At 32.9% G+C, this 13,589-nt stretch carries 17 protein-coding genes; 7 read left to right on the top strand and 10 right to left on the bottom strand.

All coding sequences use genetic code 11. The features are described 5' to 3' along the window. Nucleotides 1-6: 6 nt before the first annotated feature. The 4 genes from P163_RS14780 to P163_RS14765 all read right to left on the bottom strand — a co-directional run bounded on the left by P163_RS14780 (nt 7) and on the right by P163_RS14765 (nt 2,721). Nucleotides 7-819 carry a molecular chaperone gene (locus P163_RS14780; protein ID WP_034892929.1) on the bottom strand — a complete coding sequence of 271 codons (813 nt, stop codon included), beginning with the start codon at nt 817-819 and terminating at the stop codon, nt 7-9. A gap of 79 nt (nt 820-898) precedes the next feature. Beyond that, a complete protein-coding gene (locus P163_RS14775) occupies nt 899-1,393 on the bottom strand; it encodes a DUF4402 domain-containing protein (RefSeq protein WP_034892926.1) in 495 nt (164 codons plus the stop codon). Between the two features lie 93 nt (nt 1,394-1,486). Further along, the gene (locus P163_RS14770; protein WP_034892923.1) at nt 1,487-1,969 is read right to left on the bottom strand and encodes a DUF4402 domain-containing protein; all 483 of its coding nucleotides are present in this window, start codon (nt 1,967-1,969) and stop codon (nt 1,487-1,489) included. Nucleotides 1,970-2,226: 257 nt separating this feature from the next. Then, nucleotides 2,227-2,721, bottom strand: a complete 495-nt coding sequence (locus tag P163_RS14765) for a DUF4402 domain-containing protein (protein WP_081891342.1) — start codon at nt 2,719-2,721, stop codon at nt 2,227-2,229. 281 nt (nt 2,722-3,002) lie between these two features. On the opposite strand from P163_RS14765, the gene P163_RS14760 reads away from it, so the two are divergent. Further along, nucleotides 3,003-3,296 carry a putative quinol monooxygenase gene (locus P163_RS14760; protein WP_034892920.1) on the top strand — a complete coding sequence of 98 codons (294 nt, stop codon included), beginning with the start codon at nt 3,003-3,005 and terminating at the stop codon, nt 3,294-3,296. A 50-nt stretch (nt 3,297-3,346) separates the two neighbouring features. Here the strand turns inward: P163_RS14760 and P163_RS14755 are convergent, their stop codons facing one another. Further along, the gene (locus tag P163_RS14755) at nt 3,347-4,177 is read right to left on the bottom strand and encodes an OmpA family protein (protein WP_034892917.1); all 831 of its coding nucleotides are present in this window, start codon (nt 4,175-4,177) and stop codon (nt 3,347-3,349) included. A gap of 184 nt (nt 4,178-4,361) precedes the next feature. Then, a complete protein-coding gene (gene upp, locus P163_RS14750) occupies nt 4,362-5,018 on the bottom strand; it encodes a uracil phosphoribosyltransferase (RefSeq protein ID WP_034892915.1) in 657 nt (218 codons plus the stop codon). 136 nt (nt 5,019-5,154) lie between these two features. On the opposite strand from upp, the gene P163_RS14745 reads away from it, so the two are divergent. Next, nucleotides 5,155-5,790 carry a hypothetical protein gene (locus P163_RS14745; RefSeq protein ID WP_034892912.1) on the top strand — a complete coding sequence of 212 codons (636 nt, stop codon included), beginning with the start codon at nt 5,155-5,157 and terminating at the stop codon, nt 5,788-5,790. A gap of 255 nt (nt 5,791-6,045) precedes the next feature. After that, on the top strand, nt 6,046-7,578 hold the full coding sequence (locus P163_RS14740) for an FMN-binding glutamate synthase family protein (RefSeq protein WP_034892911.1): 1,533 nt from the start codon (nt 6,046-6,048) through the stop codon (nt 7,576-7,578). A 46-nt stretch (nt 7,579-7,624) separates the two neighbouring features. On the opposite strand, the gene P163_RS18370 is transcribed toward P163_RS14740, so the two are convergent. Next, nucleotides 7,625-7,762, bottom strand: a complete 138-nt coding sequence (locus P163_RS18370) for a hypothetical protein (protein ID WP_156100719.1) — start codon at nt 7,760-7,762, stop codon at nt 7,625-7,627. Between the two features lie 207 nt (nt 7,763-7,969). Next, a complete protein-coding gene (locus P163_RS18365) occupies nt 7,970-8,107 on the bottom strand; it encodes a hypothetical protein (RefSeq protein ID WP_156100718.1) in 138 nt (45 codons plus the stop codon). A 152-nt stretch (nt 8,108-8,259) separates the two neighbouring features. Here P163_RS18365 and P163_RS14735 point away from each other — a divergent pair, with 152 nt between their 5' ends. Beyond that, the gene (locus tag P163_RS14735; RefSeq protein WP_034892910.1) at nt 8,260-8,721 is read left to right on the top strand and encodes a universal stress protein; all 462 of its coding nucleotides are present in this window, start codon (nt 8,260-8,262) and stop codon (nt 8,719-8,721) included. Nucleotides 8,722-8,812: 91 nt separating this feature from the next. Here the strand turns inward: P163_RS14735 and P163_RS14730 are convergent, their stop codons facing one another. Beyond that, the gene (locus tag P163_RS14730) at nt 8,813-9,298 is read right to left on the bottom strand and encodes a ferritin-like domain-containing protein (protein WP_034892909.1); all 486 of its coding nucleotides are present in this window, start codon (nt 9,296-9,298) and stop codon (nt 8,813-8,815) included. Nucleotides 9,299-9,714: 416 nt separating this feature from the next. Between P163_RS14730 and P163_RS14725 the strand changes: the two genes are divergently transcribed. Next, nucleotides 9,715-10,983, top strand: a complete 1,269-nt coding sequence (locus P163_RS14725) for an MFS transporter (protein WP_034892908.1) — start codon at nt 9,715-9,717, stop codon at nt 10,981-10,983. 15 nt (nt 10,984-10,998) lie between these two features. Continuing rightward, nucleotides 10,999-11,859, top strand: coding sequence for an NAD(P)-dependent oxidoreductase (locus P163_RS14720; RefSeq protein WP_034892907.1), 861 nt, complete (start codon nt 10,999-11,001; stop codon nt 11,857-11,859). Between the two features lie 68 nt (nt 11,860-11,927). Here the strand turns inward: P163_RS14720 and rlmF are convergent, their stop codons facing one another. After that, nucleotides 11,928-12,791, bottom strand: coding sequence for a 23S rRNA (adenine(1618)-N(6))-methyltransferase RlmF (rlmF, locus tag P163_RS14715; RefSeq protein ID WP_034892905.1), 864 nt, complete (start codon nt 12,789-12,791; stop codon nt 11,928-11,930). 340 nt (nt 12,792-13,131) lie between these two features. On the opposite strand from rlmF, the gene P163_RS14710 reads away from it, so the two are divergent. Then, nucleotides 13,132-13,581, top strand: coding sequence for a cold-shock protein (locus P163_RS14710; RefSeq protein WP_034892903.1), 450 nt, complete (start codon nt 13,132-13,134; stop codon nt 13,579-13,581). Nucleotides 13,582-13,589 lie beyond the last annotated feature (8 nt).

Raw genomic sequence — 13,589 nt, 5'->3', positions numbered from 1 at the left:
GTAAACCTATAGGCTTAATTCGCTAGTTGCTAAAACTTCATCTTTGTCTTCCATATAACTAACAGTTAAAGTACCAGAGTTTAGATCCACCTTTGAAGCTTCTCTAAGTTCAAAACTAAAGGCCCTTTTTGTATTTGGAGTATATATAGAAACACCTTTAACAATGCCAATCTCTGTTTTCTTACCATCATTAGCTATATGATTGGCGATCAAACTTCCGTAGACAGACATATTTCCAGTTCTGTTAAGGGTTAAAGATAATCTTGGAAATTCGCCTTGCTTACTTAATTCTAAATCTGACAGTTTAATAATAGTATTAGATTCACCTTCTCTAATTATTATAGGGATACTAATACCAAATACAGTTTTGATATTTATAGAAATACCTTCACTACTTTCATTAGTCTCAGATCCTAAAGCAGTTTGCTCCTCTACGGCTCTAAAATACATATGAGACCTATATTCTCCCGGTTTAAGATTTCCTGTTTTAGTAAGTTGAACCCTAATTGTCTGAGCCTGATTTGGTGCCAGACTAACTCTTCTAGGGAAGTATCTTAAAAAATCTGTAGCGAATCGCTGCCCTTCAATTGGTTCTTCCACCTGTTCAAAATTCCCTTTTTCGGTCATTATATAATTCACGAAAGAAACGGCATATACAGCAGTATCACTACCTGTATTAGCGAGGTTAATCTCTTGAGATCTTTCAGATCCATCAAAAACCAGACGTTTAGGCATGATCATAAGATCACCCTGAGCAAATGTAGTTAATGAAGAAAATATAAGGATTAATAATAGGGTATAGGGTATAGTTTTTAGCATATCCTTGGGGTTGGATTAATGTTAGTAGGTTGGTTTCAAAGGTAATAAATTAGTTATAACCTGTTAAGAAAATACTAATTTAATTATAGGATACTGTAATGTTGAACCCAGAAGAGTTGGTATAGGTACCAGAAACCTGATTTGCTTCAAGGTTTAAGGTGCCTCCAATTTTAATAAGGTCCATAATATTCCCTTCTTGCGGTTTTACGGTAAAACGATTGATTGTTAAGATCTGGTTTGGATTTTCCTGATTATACAAAGTGAATTCGTCAGGAAGGGTGATTGCATAATTATTATTACCATGGGTAACCAAAGCCTCTGCAGGATTAACATTTCCAGGCATCGAACTCGAGATCTCTACACCAAATGCAACTCTAGAACCATCGGGAGATAGAATTACCTGACCGGGATTGTAAGCACTAATCACATTTCCAAAATCAAGATCAACAGTTTTGTCTATTTTAATTGGATCAATAATAGTTGCTCTACTATTTATAGCTGCTGAAGCTGAATTTTGTGCGGTAACGTTAAAAACGCATAAGATTATAAGTATGATGAAAATATAATTTTTCATTTTGACTCGCAATAACGGTTAGACAAAGATTCTTTAAAACTGAAAAACGCCGCCACAATGGGCGGCGTTTTATAATATATTAATCTATATATGTTATTCGTAACTCACAGTTACAGCAACTTCACCTTTATAATTACCAGGTGCTTGACTAGCTCCTAATGCTATTGTAGCACCTACGGTAAAAGAAGAAGCGGTTACCCCACTATCAGATTCTAAACTTGTAACTATATTCTTAATAACGATATCATCTGCACCATCCAATTCAAGATCTGTTTTAGAAGTAACGATCTTATAAGTTAAACCAGTTTCTTTAGTAACGGTAAAAGTAGGAACCGATGTAGTTAAATTACCTGGAATTTTCATAGCATCCGACATAGTTCTTTCATTTGCAGGCGACAATACTACATCACTTGCTGCTTCTGGAGAAGCGATAGTTCCAAAATCTAAATTCCCAGAAGTTGTAAGAGCTAATGGCTGAGCAATAACAGCTAAAACATCAGCAGCTTCTTTAGATGAGTTTTGTGCGAAAGTTGTACCTGAAATAAGTGCTAGTAGGATAAAAGTAATTTTTTTCATGTTAAGTAGGTTTTGGGGTTTGTTATTTTTTTTTAACAAGGCAAATATGACACTAAATGTCATCACCGTCAAAATATATTCGTTAAGCGGCAATTTATACTCGTTGAAATGCATTTAACTGTAGTTGGTTAACATGAAATTTAGGAGGAAATAGGATAGAGTAAGAGAAAATAGTATTACTGAAGGAAGGAAATAGCGTAATCTTTACTTATTTCTAAAATTAAAAGAGGAGGTCTAATAATTTAGCTAAAAGATTATTAATTATAATTTACTGTAACATTTAAACTTCCAGGAGTAGCATACATACCAGGTTGTTGATTAGGATTCACTTGTAGAGTGGCACCCACACGAAAAGTTTGGCTGCCACCTGCTAATGAACCACTATTTAGATCTGTGGTAAAATTCTTTATGATCATTTCTTCAGAACCGTTGGTAAGCACATGTTCAGATTTTGGTAAAGAGATATCATACGTATATCCTTTTTGTCCTGTTACCGTAAAACTTGCTGCCGCAACAGTGCTTGCATCTTCTAATTCAACTTCTCCTATAGTATATCTGTTATTATCTGGAGTTAGAACTACATCACCACCATTCTTAGCGTCAATACTAGCAAAGTTCATTTGAGAAGTGGTAGTAATTGTAATAGGTTCTATTATAGTTGCAGAGGCTGTGAAATTTGCAGTCGCTTGGGCATAACCTACTCCAGATAGGATTATTAAAGAGAAGAATATGTAAAGAGAGCGAATTTGCATAAATGCTATTTATTATTAGCTTGATTAAAGATAAAAATATATTCCCGTTATCCGATTAAATACATAAATAATCGATGAAATACATAAAACTTTAAGATATAGTTAAGAGCTTCTCGTCTAGATAATAGATAAATATCTTAAAAACAGTTAATTAAAGATATATCTTAAATTTTTCTTCCTACAATTAAAATTTTGCCAATATTGGTTTCAACGCTTATTATAGTAATAAATTAGAGGAATAGGGAATTGAAGAATTTCTTCTAATTAAAAAAAATGTTATTATGAAAAAATTAGGTTTACTAGCCACCCTTAAAGCGAAGCCAGGGAAGGAAATGGAAGTTTCAAATTTTATTAAAGAAGCTGTTAATTTAGCGAGGAAAGAAGAGAAGACCATAACTTGGTACTCATTTAAAATAGATGAAAGTACTTTTGGCATCTTTGATACTTTTGAAACAGAAGCGGGAAGAGAGGCTCACTTAAACGGAGCGATAGCAAATGCTTTAAAAGAAAAATCTTCAGAATTATTGGAGGAAGAACCAGATATCAAAAAAATAGAAATTCTATCTGCTGTATAAAAAAAAGGCCCTAATTAAATTAGGGCCTTTTTTCATTTTATTTACATGTATTACTTTTCAGAATCTAACATAGCAAAGAATTTATCAAGATTTGGAATGATCACAATTCTTGTTCTTCTGTTTTTAGCCATATTATCTTTTGAAGTGTTCTCAACTAAAGGAGAATAACTACTTCTACCTGCAGCAATTAATTTTGACGGGTCTACATTATACTTATCTTGTAATAATCTTACAATTGAAGTTGCACGTCTTACGCTTAGATCCCAGTTGTCTTGAAGGTAAGATTCTTTTACCATCTTTCTATCATCTGTATGACCTTCCACCATCACTTCCATACTAGGCTCAGAATTTATAACTTCTGCCAATTTCTTTAATAAGCCATTCGCCTTACTATTTACTCTATAGCTTCCACTATTAAATAAAAGTTTGTCTGAAACGTTGATCATTACCACCGTCTTATCTACAGTAATATTAACATCATCACTTTCTCCTTCTGATGAAATAGATTGCTTAAGATTATAAGAAACTGCCAAATTAATGGAATCTTCTAGAGTAGTTGCTCCTTCAAATTCTGAGGAATCCATTTTTGCAATGGTAGCTCGCATCTTCTCTTTCGTGTTATTAGACATCACGGTAAGATCGTTCATTTCCATCTTAGCGTCATTAGATTCTTTTAAAGAATTGATCTTTGCATTGTAATCTGAAACTCTCGCTTCAATAGCGTCTAATTTTCTTTGAGCTTCTTCTTTTTCTACAGTGGTACGCTGTAGATTACTTTGCGTGTCTGATAATTGACCTTCTAAGGCTACATATTTTTTCTTCGAGACACAAGAGGTAAACATTGCTACCGATAAAACTGTTACTAATAAGGTTTTTTTCATTTCTAGGTAATTTTAGTTATGACTCCTATTTAATTTGGGTTGAAGAGTCTTTCACAGAAAACGACCTGATTTTCTATCTAGTATAACAAATTGCTGTTTAACAATTTTTTAATATAATATCAATGCAGTAAAACTGTTCAATAAAAGGTTGAATCTAATGAAGGAGATAAATTTATACTTACTTCTAATGCTGTAACTTAGAACCATAACAAAGATCCCCGGCATCACCTAATCCTGGTACAATGTACCCTTGATCATTTAATTCTCTATCTACCGTAGCTATGAATAATTTAACATCTTTTGGAAGTTCATTTTGTAGGTTATCCACTCCCGGCTGTGCGCCAATTACTGAGGCTAAATAAATATTCTTTGGAGTTCCCATTGTCTTTAAGGCATTAAAAACGTTGATAAAAGAACTTCCAGTTGCAAGCATAGGATCTGCTAAGATCAATGTTTTTCCTTCTAAAGATGGAGAAGCTAGATATTCCACTTTAATTTCAAAATCCTTTTCATTAATATGATGACGATAGGCTGAGATAAAAGTATTCTCTGCAGAATCAAAATAATTTAAAATTCCAGTATGTAATGGTAATCCGGCACGAAGTATAGAACAAATAACAATATCTTCTTTTGGGCAGTTAATATGTGAAGTTCCCAATGGGGTTTCAACTGCTTTCATTTCATATTGTAAATCTTTACTTATTTCATAAGCAATAATTTCTCCAATACGTTCTATATTCCTTCTAAAGCGCATTCTATCATTTTGTTGTGATACATCGCGTAACTGTGAAATGAATTTATTTAATATAGAGTTGTTATCTTGAAGATTGATGATCTGCATTGCTTTGTTTTTTGATAAAGTTAAGTAGAATTCTTAGTTCTCTCCAAGTCATATTTATAATTCCTACAAGAATGGAGAAAATTGGTTTTATATTTGATACTTATAAAATAAATCAGCGTTCCTTATTTTTAATTCGATGAAATATTTATTCTCTATACTATTAGTAACATTTATTACAAGCTCAATTAATGCTCAGGTAGAAAGTTCTACTAAAAGTCTTCCAATTCAGCGTAGTAGTGGCTCTTCTATCCCTACATCTAATAATATTCCAAATGCTACCTCTAAAAATCCATTCATTAGCAGAACACAGAAAGCTGAAAATTATCCTACTCCCAAGAAAGAAGAATTCAGTATGAGAACAGATAATGGCTTAATGACGGCGGGAGATTTTGTAGAAAAAAAATGGACGGAAGATGCAGCTGCAAAAGAAGGTCATAGGGAAAATCAATATTTAGGGGATCATATAACTTCAGGCAAGTTTGTAGAAGTTTATTGCAGAGATTATCAATATGTAGATGGAGATAGAGTTAGAATTACAGTTAATGGGAAATTGATAATGAACAACCTCGAATTAGGAAGTAATTTTACTCCAGTGCTTGTAACATTAGAACCGGGATTCAATACTATAGAATTCGAAGCTCTAAATCAAGGCGCATCTGGGCCTAATACTGCTGCATTAAAAGTTCTAGGTGAATTAGGAGAACTTATCTCAACAAGTGAATGGAATTTATTAACCGGAGCTAAAGCTAGTATGATTATAGTAAAGCAATAATTACTAGTTATTAAGAATACTTATTTAGCTCAACATATCTGTTTTAACGCTTTTTATTAAAGTCTTACCGTCTAATTATTAAGATTATAACTTTTTAAATTCTTTTTTATTCTACTACTAATCTTTTAATTCTCAAGGTATTTCAAATCTATTGAGATATCCTTAACAGCATCCAAGCTATACTTTTTTGTAACTTTAGATGCTAATAAATACAAAAGCAATTCTTTCGCTTTAATAGTATCTAAAATTTTCCTCATGAGAGAAGCTATCCGCTTTACCTTTATCTGTTTACTTATTGTCTTATTAATTGTAGGAACTATCCTTTGGCCGGTTTACGGTTTTGTGTGTTTTGGCATCATTATATTCTCGGTTGGTATATACGATATTGTTCAAAAAAAGCATACTATCTTAAGAAATTTCCCGGTTATTGGGCATATGAGATATTTCTTAGAAATGATAAGTCCGGAGATTCATCAGTATTTTATAGAGTCTAATACAGATGGTAAACCTATAGATAGAAATCATAGAACATACATTTACCAAAGAGCTAAATTACAGCGAGAAACTCATCCTTTTGGGACTCAATTAAATGTAGAAGAAGAAAATTACAAATGGATGCAACATAGCATTTATCCGTCTTCAATTTTAAATGAAACTCCAAGAGTAGAAGTTGGTGGGCCAGATTGTAAACAAAAATATTCTTCAAGTATATTTAATATCTCCGCCATGAGTTATGGCGCACTTAGTAAAAATGCAATTAAGGCCCTTAATTTAGGTGCAAAAGCGGGGAACTTTTCTCATAATACAGGAGAAGGTGGTATTTCTCCATATCATTTAAATGGGGGAGATCTGGTATATGAAGTAGGTACCGGATATTTTGGATGTAGAGCAGATGACGGTAGTTTTTCTCCCGAAAAATTTGAAAAGATAGCTGCAACAAAGGAGGTGAAAATGATTGAGATTAAAATATCTCAGGGAGCTAAGCCGGGACATGGAGGGGTTTTGCCTGCTTCCAAAAATAATGAGGAAATTGCACAAATAAGAGGTGTAAAGCCCCATACTGCAGTGCTATCTCCTCCGGGGCACAGTGCATTTAATGATGCTGAAGGCCTTTTAAGATTTGTGCAGCAAATGCGTGAATTATCTAATGGTAAGCCAATAGGATTTAAACTTTGTATCGGAAGTAAATCAGAATTTATTAAGATCTGTGAGAAAATGGTGGAAACCGGTATCAAACCAGATTTTATAACGGTAGATGGAGCAGAAGGAGGTACAGGGGCAGCTCCTATAGATTTCTCGAATTATGTAGGTATGCCTTGGGAAAAAGGCTTAATTTTTACAGTGGATACGCTGAGAGGGTTTAATTTGAAAAAAGATATTAAAGTTATTACCGCAACAAAGATCTTTACAGCTTTCGATATTTTTAAGGCGCTAAGTTTAGGTGCAGATATATGTAATTCTGCACGAGGAATGATGTTGGCGCTAGGTTGTATACAAGCACTTAGATGTGACAGTAATAAGTGTCCGACCGGCGTAGCTACGAACGATCCAACTTTAATGCGCGGTTTAGTGGTAGAGGATAAATGGAAAAGAGTTAAAAATTACCATGAGCAGACATTAGAAGATTTTAGAGATCTCTTGGCAGGTGCAGGTTGTGATACTTTAGAAAAATTAAATAGAGCGCTTATCTTTAAGAATATAAATCATGAAAATAAATCTTATGAAAGTATTCACCCAAGTGTAGAAATAGGTTCATTTATAAATAATTTAGCTTTGGCGGAGAGATAAATAAGGAAAACGTAGATTTTAATATCATTGGCATAAAAAATACTTCTCAACGACTATTTAGATTAATAAAGGAATCTTCTCTAGAAATATTGATTTTAACTTCATTTAATTGAGCTCTAAGAACATCTTCTATAGTCGCTGGGAATATATCATTTGCCAAACTTAATTCATAGGTTTTTTCCATTCGTTTTATTGCTGATAAGCTGTCTTTTAAAATAGATTTGTCATTTCGCTCACGAAAATTAGAAAAAAAATCTTTCCAAATTTGTTGAAATGTTTTTGGTGAAGTATCTCTTTCAACTAGATGTTCATTTAGTAATCTTATCTCTTTAACTAATTCTGTAGCAAAGTGATTAAGTCTTTTAGCGAGATTTTTTTAAAAAAAAACTTTTTAATTTTTCATTCTTACTATCTGAAATTGTCTCTTTATTATTTTTTCAATGGAATATTGTTTGGCTAAAAATTCTTGTAAGTTACGTACGAGTTTATTGTGAATTTTCTCTTTAGCATCTTCCATAGCAGTTTTCATAACAGCACTTTTTAATCATTCCAATAAAAGTATTGCTACAAGAATTATCAGTTGCTGATAAATATGAAGCTTTATGTTATTTATAGTTTTTCCTTGATTCTCCACCTTTCGAATAATTACTTTTTGTAGCTTTAAGTTATAAATAAATAGAAATGAAAAAGATCTTGATTGCCTTAGATTATAATCCTGTTGCAGAACAAGTAGCAAAGGCAGGTTATAAATTAGCAAAGACTTTGAATGCAGAAGTTTGTTTGCTTCACACACTTGCAGAAATAAGTTATTATGGAATTCAATATCCAAGTTTCTTGGGTTATGAAGGATATAATTCGATGAATGCAGATCTAAATTTGATCTCAGACCTAAGGAAAATTGCAGAAGATTTTCTACAGAAAGCTGCAGAACATTTAAATGACTCAACTATCACCACTCATTTGGCGGAAGGTGAAACCTCTAGTGGAATCTTAAACTATGCCGAAGAATGGGAAGCAGATCTAATTGTAATGGGTACTCATAGTCATTCTGTTTTAGAAAAATTGCTAATGGGCACAGTGGCATCAAAGGTTTTGGAAAGAACAGTAATACCAGTTCTTATGATACCTATAATAAAAGATTAAGCATTGATAATTTTAATAGGTACGTCTATAATAAAGAAATCCTGCAGTCCGAGGGAACTACAGGATTTCAAACTAACTAACAATCAATCTCTTAGTTAAAACGATCTGCAAGATCTTCTAAAGATCTAACTTCAGATAGCGTAGATCTAATTTCAACCAAGTGTCTATCTAATAATTCTGTAGTTTGTACAGGAAAATTGTTATTTTTTAATTTGTCTTCGTATTCTTCAACACTTGCTTTTTCACCTCTAATACACTCTTCCAAAACAGCTTCATCATCTTGTCCTGTAAAAGCAGTTTTAATATCTATCCATGCACGGTGTAAACTTCCAGTTGCACTGCCATTTTCTTTAGGTTCTTCATTAAGATCACGAATTTGTTTATCTAATTCTGTAGCAAATCTATTTCTTTGAACCGCTTGCATCTTTAAGAATTCTTTTAATCCATGGCTATCCGCATCCTCTAGGGCTTTCTTAAATCCTCTTTCTGCATCATAATTCTTCTCTAATAATTCTTGAAGGTTGTTCACTAAATTTTTGTGACTTTCTTCTCTCGATTTTTCTCTTGTAGTTTCCATAAAATAATTTTGTGGTTATATATTTTTTAATTGATAAGTTAAAGATAGTCTATGGATGCAAGATTGGTTCATAATTGTATCCAAATTGAGAAGCTTTTAATACTTTTTGTTAATTAATGTAAATAATTTAAAGGCTTCTTCCAGTATACACCTGTAATGTGACTCAATAAGTTCTATAAATTAAAAGACTTAATCAACAACTTTGAACTTATATATATTAATTTTGATTTAGACAATTACTTTTAAGCAAACTCCTCTAAAATGTTAGACCTGTAGAAATAGCAGGATTTCGGGGAGATTATTTTAAATGATGGTTTTACCGTTGATTTAAATGCTAGTAAAAATAGAATAATGAACAGCCAATCTATGTTGAAATTATAGGTTGGTTGTTACAATTTAAAGATTGAAGTTAAAAAATGAGAAGTTATGATCCGTATGCTGCATTGAAATATAAGGAGTTTAATATATTTTTAGCAGTAAGATTCGCTATGGTTTTTGCTTGGTCTATGCAATTTGTAGTTATAGAATGGGAAGTTTATAGTATTACCAAAAACCCTTTATCTCTTGGTATTATAGGATTGATGGAGGTAATTCCTGCAGTTTCACTCGCGCTTTTTGCAGGGCATATAGTAGATCAAAAAGAGAAAAAAGGATTATTGGTTAAATGTATCTTGGGCTTTTCGGTGGTAAGCTTCGGCTTATTTTTGCTTACTTGGCCCCAAATGGTACAAGATATTTCTACAAAGGTCATTCTATATAGTATATATTTTTTAGTGTTTCTTGGAGGAATTGTAAGAGCTTTCCTTGGTCCAACTATATTTTCTTTATTCTCGCTAATTATTCCAAAAAAGATATACCCTAATGCTGCAACATGGAGTAGTTCTGTCTGGCAAATGGGAGCAGTGTTAGGACCTGCACTAGCCGGATTCACTATAAACTGGATGGGAGTACATTGGTCTATGTGCTTGATCTTTGGTTTTTCTTTAATGGCTCTTATCTTTTTATCTCAAATTCCTAGAAAACCTATACTCAATCCTAAAATAGGTGAGCCGGTGTTACAAAGTTTAAAAGAAGGGATAAAGTTCGTATTTAGTACCAAGATCATTTTAGGAGCAATCTCTTTGGATATGATAGCGGTTCTGTTTGGCGGTGCGGTTGCTTTATTACCAATCTATGCGCAGGATATACTAAAGGTTGGACCAGAAGGGTTTGGTATCTTAAGAGCTGCTCCAGCGGTAGGAGCCTTAATAACTATGTTTACATCTGCCTATTTTCCTTTAAATAAGAATGCAGGAATGAAATTACTGGCAGCAATATTTGGATTTGGGCTCTGCATTATAGTATTTGGTCTATCTACCTGGTTTTGGTTGTCTGTAATAGCACTTTTCTTAAGTGGAGTAACAGATGGTATTTCTATGATCATAAGACAAACCATCCTACAACTTAAAACACCAGATCACATGAGAGGTAGAGTAGCCTCTGTAAATTCAATGTTTGTAGGTTCTTCTAATGAACTTGGCGCTTTTGAAAGTGGATTAACCGCTAAATGGATGGGTACAGTTACTGCTGTTGTATTTGGTGGAACTATGACATTATTTACGGTTGTAACCACCGGAATAGCATTACCATCTTTTAGAAAATTAGATCTTAGAAAAGATATAAAAGAACACGAGGATAATAATTAATTTAAAATTTAGACTATGAAAATAGGGTTTATAGGTTTAGGAATAATGGGAAGCGCTATGGCTTCTAATCTATTAAAGTCTGATCATCAATTGTATGTTTACAATCGAACTAAAGATAAAGCAGATACACTAATAGAGAAAGGAGCTATCTGGAAAGATTCTCCGGCAGAATTGGCTAAAGATATTGATGTTTTATTTACAATGCTAGAAGATCCAAATGCGGTTGAAAATCTTGCAATAGGAACAGATGGGTTTGTGAATGAAATGAAAGAAGGAAGCATCTGGATTGATTCTAGTACCGTAAACCCAAGTTTCACCAAGAAAATGGCGGGAATAGCTCTTAAAAATAATATTAGATTTTTAGATGCTCCCGTTTCCGGTTCTAAAGTTCCTGCAGAAAAAGGAGAATTACTCTTTCTAGTAGGAGGTGAGGCTACAGATATGGAAGAACTTAACCCCCTTTTTGATCTTATGGGTCAAAAAGCAGTTCATATGGGAGATCATGGTAAAGGTTCTGCGATGAAGATCATGATAAATCAATTACTAGGGCAAAGTATGCTTGCATTTTCGGAAAGTGTTTCGTTAGGTATGGCTTTGGGACTGGATAAGAAAATGGCAATGGACGTACTTCTGAATACTCCGGTAACTGCTCCTATATTAAATGTTTTTAGATATAGATTAGATGAAGAGAATTACGAGCCTAACTTCCCGTTGAAGCATCTTCAAAAAGATCTTCACCTCTTTACAGAAACTGCATTTGAATTAAATCAGGCTGTACCTCTTACTAATGCAGCAAAAGAAGTTTATGCACAAGCAAAACAAAAAGGGCAGGGGGACTTAGATTTTTCTTCAATATTCAAATTTATAAATGAATAATTGAGTAGAAATCAATTGGAACATCTAATTAAGGCTTAGCACTAAAGTTAAGCCTTATTTTAGTATAATTAATTTGAATATTTCCAGGCTAGAATTCGGCTTTTCTTCTGACCTTGATTCATAGGAATTACCTTAAATTCTGCTTTTAACTTAGTGAGTTGCTTCTTAAGTTTCACCAAATTTTCCTTTTTTGAAACTAAACAAGTAAACCAACCTACTTGTTCTTTATAACTGATACTTTCTTTGATCATTCTTTTAATGAAAAGTGCCTCACCACCATTACACCAAAGTTCGTTAGACTTACCACCAAAATTCAATCGTATATCTTCAGATAATTCCAGATTTTTCAACTTCTTCAAATTGCTGCTTTCTGCTTCTTCTCTTGAAGCATGAAAAGGTGGATTACACATTGTAAAGTCAAAATACTCATTTGGTTTAATGATATCTTTAAATATGTTTGAGGCGTCTCCCTGATGTCTAATTTCTATTTTATCGGAAAGCGCAGGATTTAGGCGAACATTTGCCTTAGCTGCTTCAACTGATGCAAGATTAATATCAGACCCAAACATTTTCCAATTATAGATCTGGGCTCCTAGAATAGGGTAGATACAATTAGCACCAACACCAATATCCAAACCTTTAATTTTAGATTTACCTGATGTTTCATCCTCAATTAGGTCATTTAAAAAATGAATATAATCTGCTCTACCAGGAATTGGAGGACAAAGATAATTTGCAGGAACTTTCCAATCTGAAATTTGATAATCTGCTTTTAGAATGGCTTTATTTAAATGAAAGACCGCGTCTGGATTAGCAAAATCGATGGTTTCCTTCTCGTGTTCATTGATCTTTATATACTTATTTAAAGCAGAATGAGATTTAGCAAGCTCTCTAAGGTCGTAACCTTTTATGTGTATGTTCTTTGGATGCAAATTGTAAATATTAGGAATGGACCTCAAAGATACGATGAATAATCACGCTAATAGTTTAGTTATGGTGTAAACAATAAAACCTTTTGGAAGGATTACAAGTTATTTTAACTAAACTTTTTAAAATTTTATATATTCTTAAAACATTTTATGACTTTCTTATTCAAAAAATTAAATTCTAAGACTTATATTTGCAGTAGTTTAAGCATCATGATATCCGGCAGCTAAGATACCGGAGAAATCTTTCGAAAATTTTTTAATTTACCACTAAAAGATTTTCAATCTTTCCTAAAAATATCACGTTACTTAAATTGTATAATATCAGTATAACTAAAATAAACGAATGGCAAAATCGCAACAAACCTTTAATAAAATAGAAAAAGAGAAAAAACGTTTGAAGAAACGTGAGGAGAAGAATAAGAAAAAAGAAGAACGTAAAGCCGAAGGAAAAGGTAGTTCTTTTGAGATAGCTTATGTAGACGAGTATGGTAATTTAACAGATACTCCTCCAGATCCATCTAATAAAATACAGGTTGAGGCAGAAGATATAGTTTTGGGAGTTCCTAAAAAAGAAGAGGGTGATGAAGAAGATAAAAACGCACCTAAAGAAGGTAAAGTTTCTTTCTTTGATCATTCTAAAGGATTCGGTTTTATTCTGGATTCTATTAATCAAGAGAAGTACTTTGTACACGTAAGTGGTTTAATCGATGAGATCGAAGAAAATGACAAAGTAACTTATGAACTTGAAAGAGGAATGAAAGGAATGAATGCAGTTAGAGTGAAAAAGATCTAATTAATTCT

This window comes from Gillisia sp. Hel_I_29 (assembly GCF_000744275.1).
Classification (GTDB): Bacteria; Bacteroidota; Bacteroidia; order Flavobacteriales; family Flavobacteriaceae; genus Gillisia.
Note: the sequence above shows the minus strand (reverse complement) of the source record. Positions and strands in the feature narration are given on the sequence as shown.

Bases quoted from the DNA above. Each gene is read 5' to 3' on its own strand.
- P163_RS14780 (WP_034892929.1), bottom strand. From the start codon at position 819: ATGCTAAAAACTATACCCTATACCCTATTATTAATCCTTATATTTTCT.
- P163_RS14775 (WP_034892926.1), bottom strand. From the start codon at position 1,393: ATGAAAAATTATATTTTCATCATACTTATAATCTTATGCGTTTTTAAC.
- P163_RS14770 (WP_034892923.1), bottom strand. From the start codon at position 1,969: ATGAAAAAAATTACTTTTATCCTACTAGCACTTATTTCAGGTACAACT.
- P163_RS14765 (WP_081891342.1), bottom strand. From the start codon at position 2,721: ATGCAAATTCGCTCTCTTTACATATTCTTCTCTTTAATAATCCTATCT.
- P163_RS14760 (WP_034892920.1), top strand. From the start codon at position 3,003: ATGAAAAAATTAGGTTTACTAGCCACCCTTAAAGCGAAGCCAGGGAAG.
- P163_RS14755 (WP_034892917.1), bottom strand. From the start codon at position 4,177: ATGAAAAAAACCTTATTAGTAACAGTTTTATCGGTAGCAATGTTTACC.
- upp (WP_034892915.1), bottom strand. From the start codon at position 5,018: ATGCAGATCATCAATCTTCAAGATAACAACTCTATATTAAATAAATTC.
- P163_RS14745 (WP_034892912.1), top strand. From the start codon at position 5,155: ATGAAATATTTATTCTCTATACTATTAGTAACATTTATTACAAGCTCA.
- P163_RS14740 (WP_034892911.1), top strand. From the start codon at position 6,046: ATGAGAGAAGCTATCCGCTTTACCTTTATCTGTTTACTTATTGTCTTA.
- P163_RS18370 (WP_156100719.1), bottom strand. From the start codon at position 7,762: ATGGAAAAAACCTATGAATTAAGTTTGGCAAATGATATATTCCCAGCG.
- P163_RS18365 (WP_156100718.1), bottom strand. From the start codon at position 8,107: ATGAAAACTGCTATGGAAGATGCTAAAGAGAAAATTCACAATAAACTC.
- P163_RS14735 (WP_034892910.1), top strand. From the start codon at position 8,260: ATGAAAAAGATCTTGATTGCCTTAGATTATAATCCTGTTGCAGAACAA.
- P163_RS14730 (WP_034892909.1), bottom strand. From the start codon at position 9,298: ATGGAAACTACAAGAGAAAAATCGAGAGAAGAAAGTCACAAAAATTTA.
- P163_RS14725 (WP_034892908.1), top strand. From the start codon at position 9,715: ATGAGAAGTTATGATCCGTATGCTGCATTGAAATATAAGGAGTTTAAT.
- P163_RS14720 (WP_034892907.1), top strand. From the start codon at position 10,999: ATGAAAATAGGGTTTATAGGTTTAGGAATAATGGGAAGCGCTATGGCT.
- P163_RS14710 (WP_034892903.1), top strand. From the start codon at position 13,132: ATGGCAAAATCGCAACAAACCTTTAATAAAATAGAAAAAGAGAAAAAA.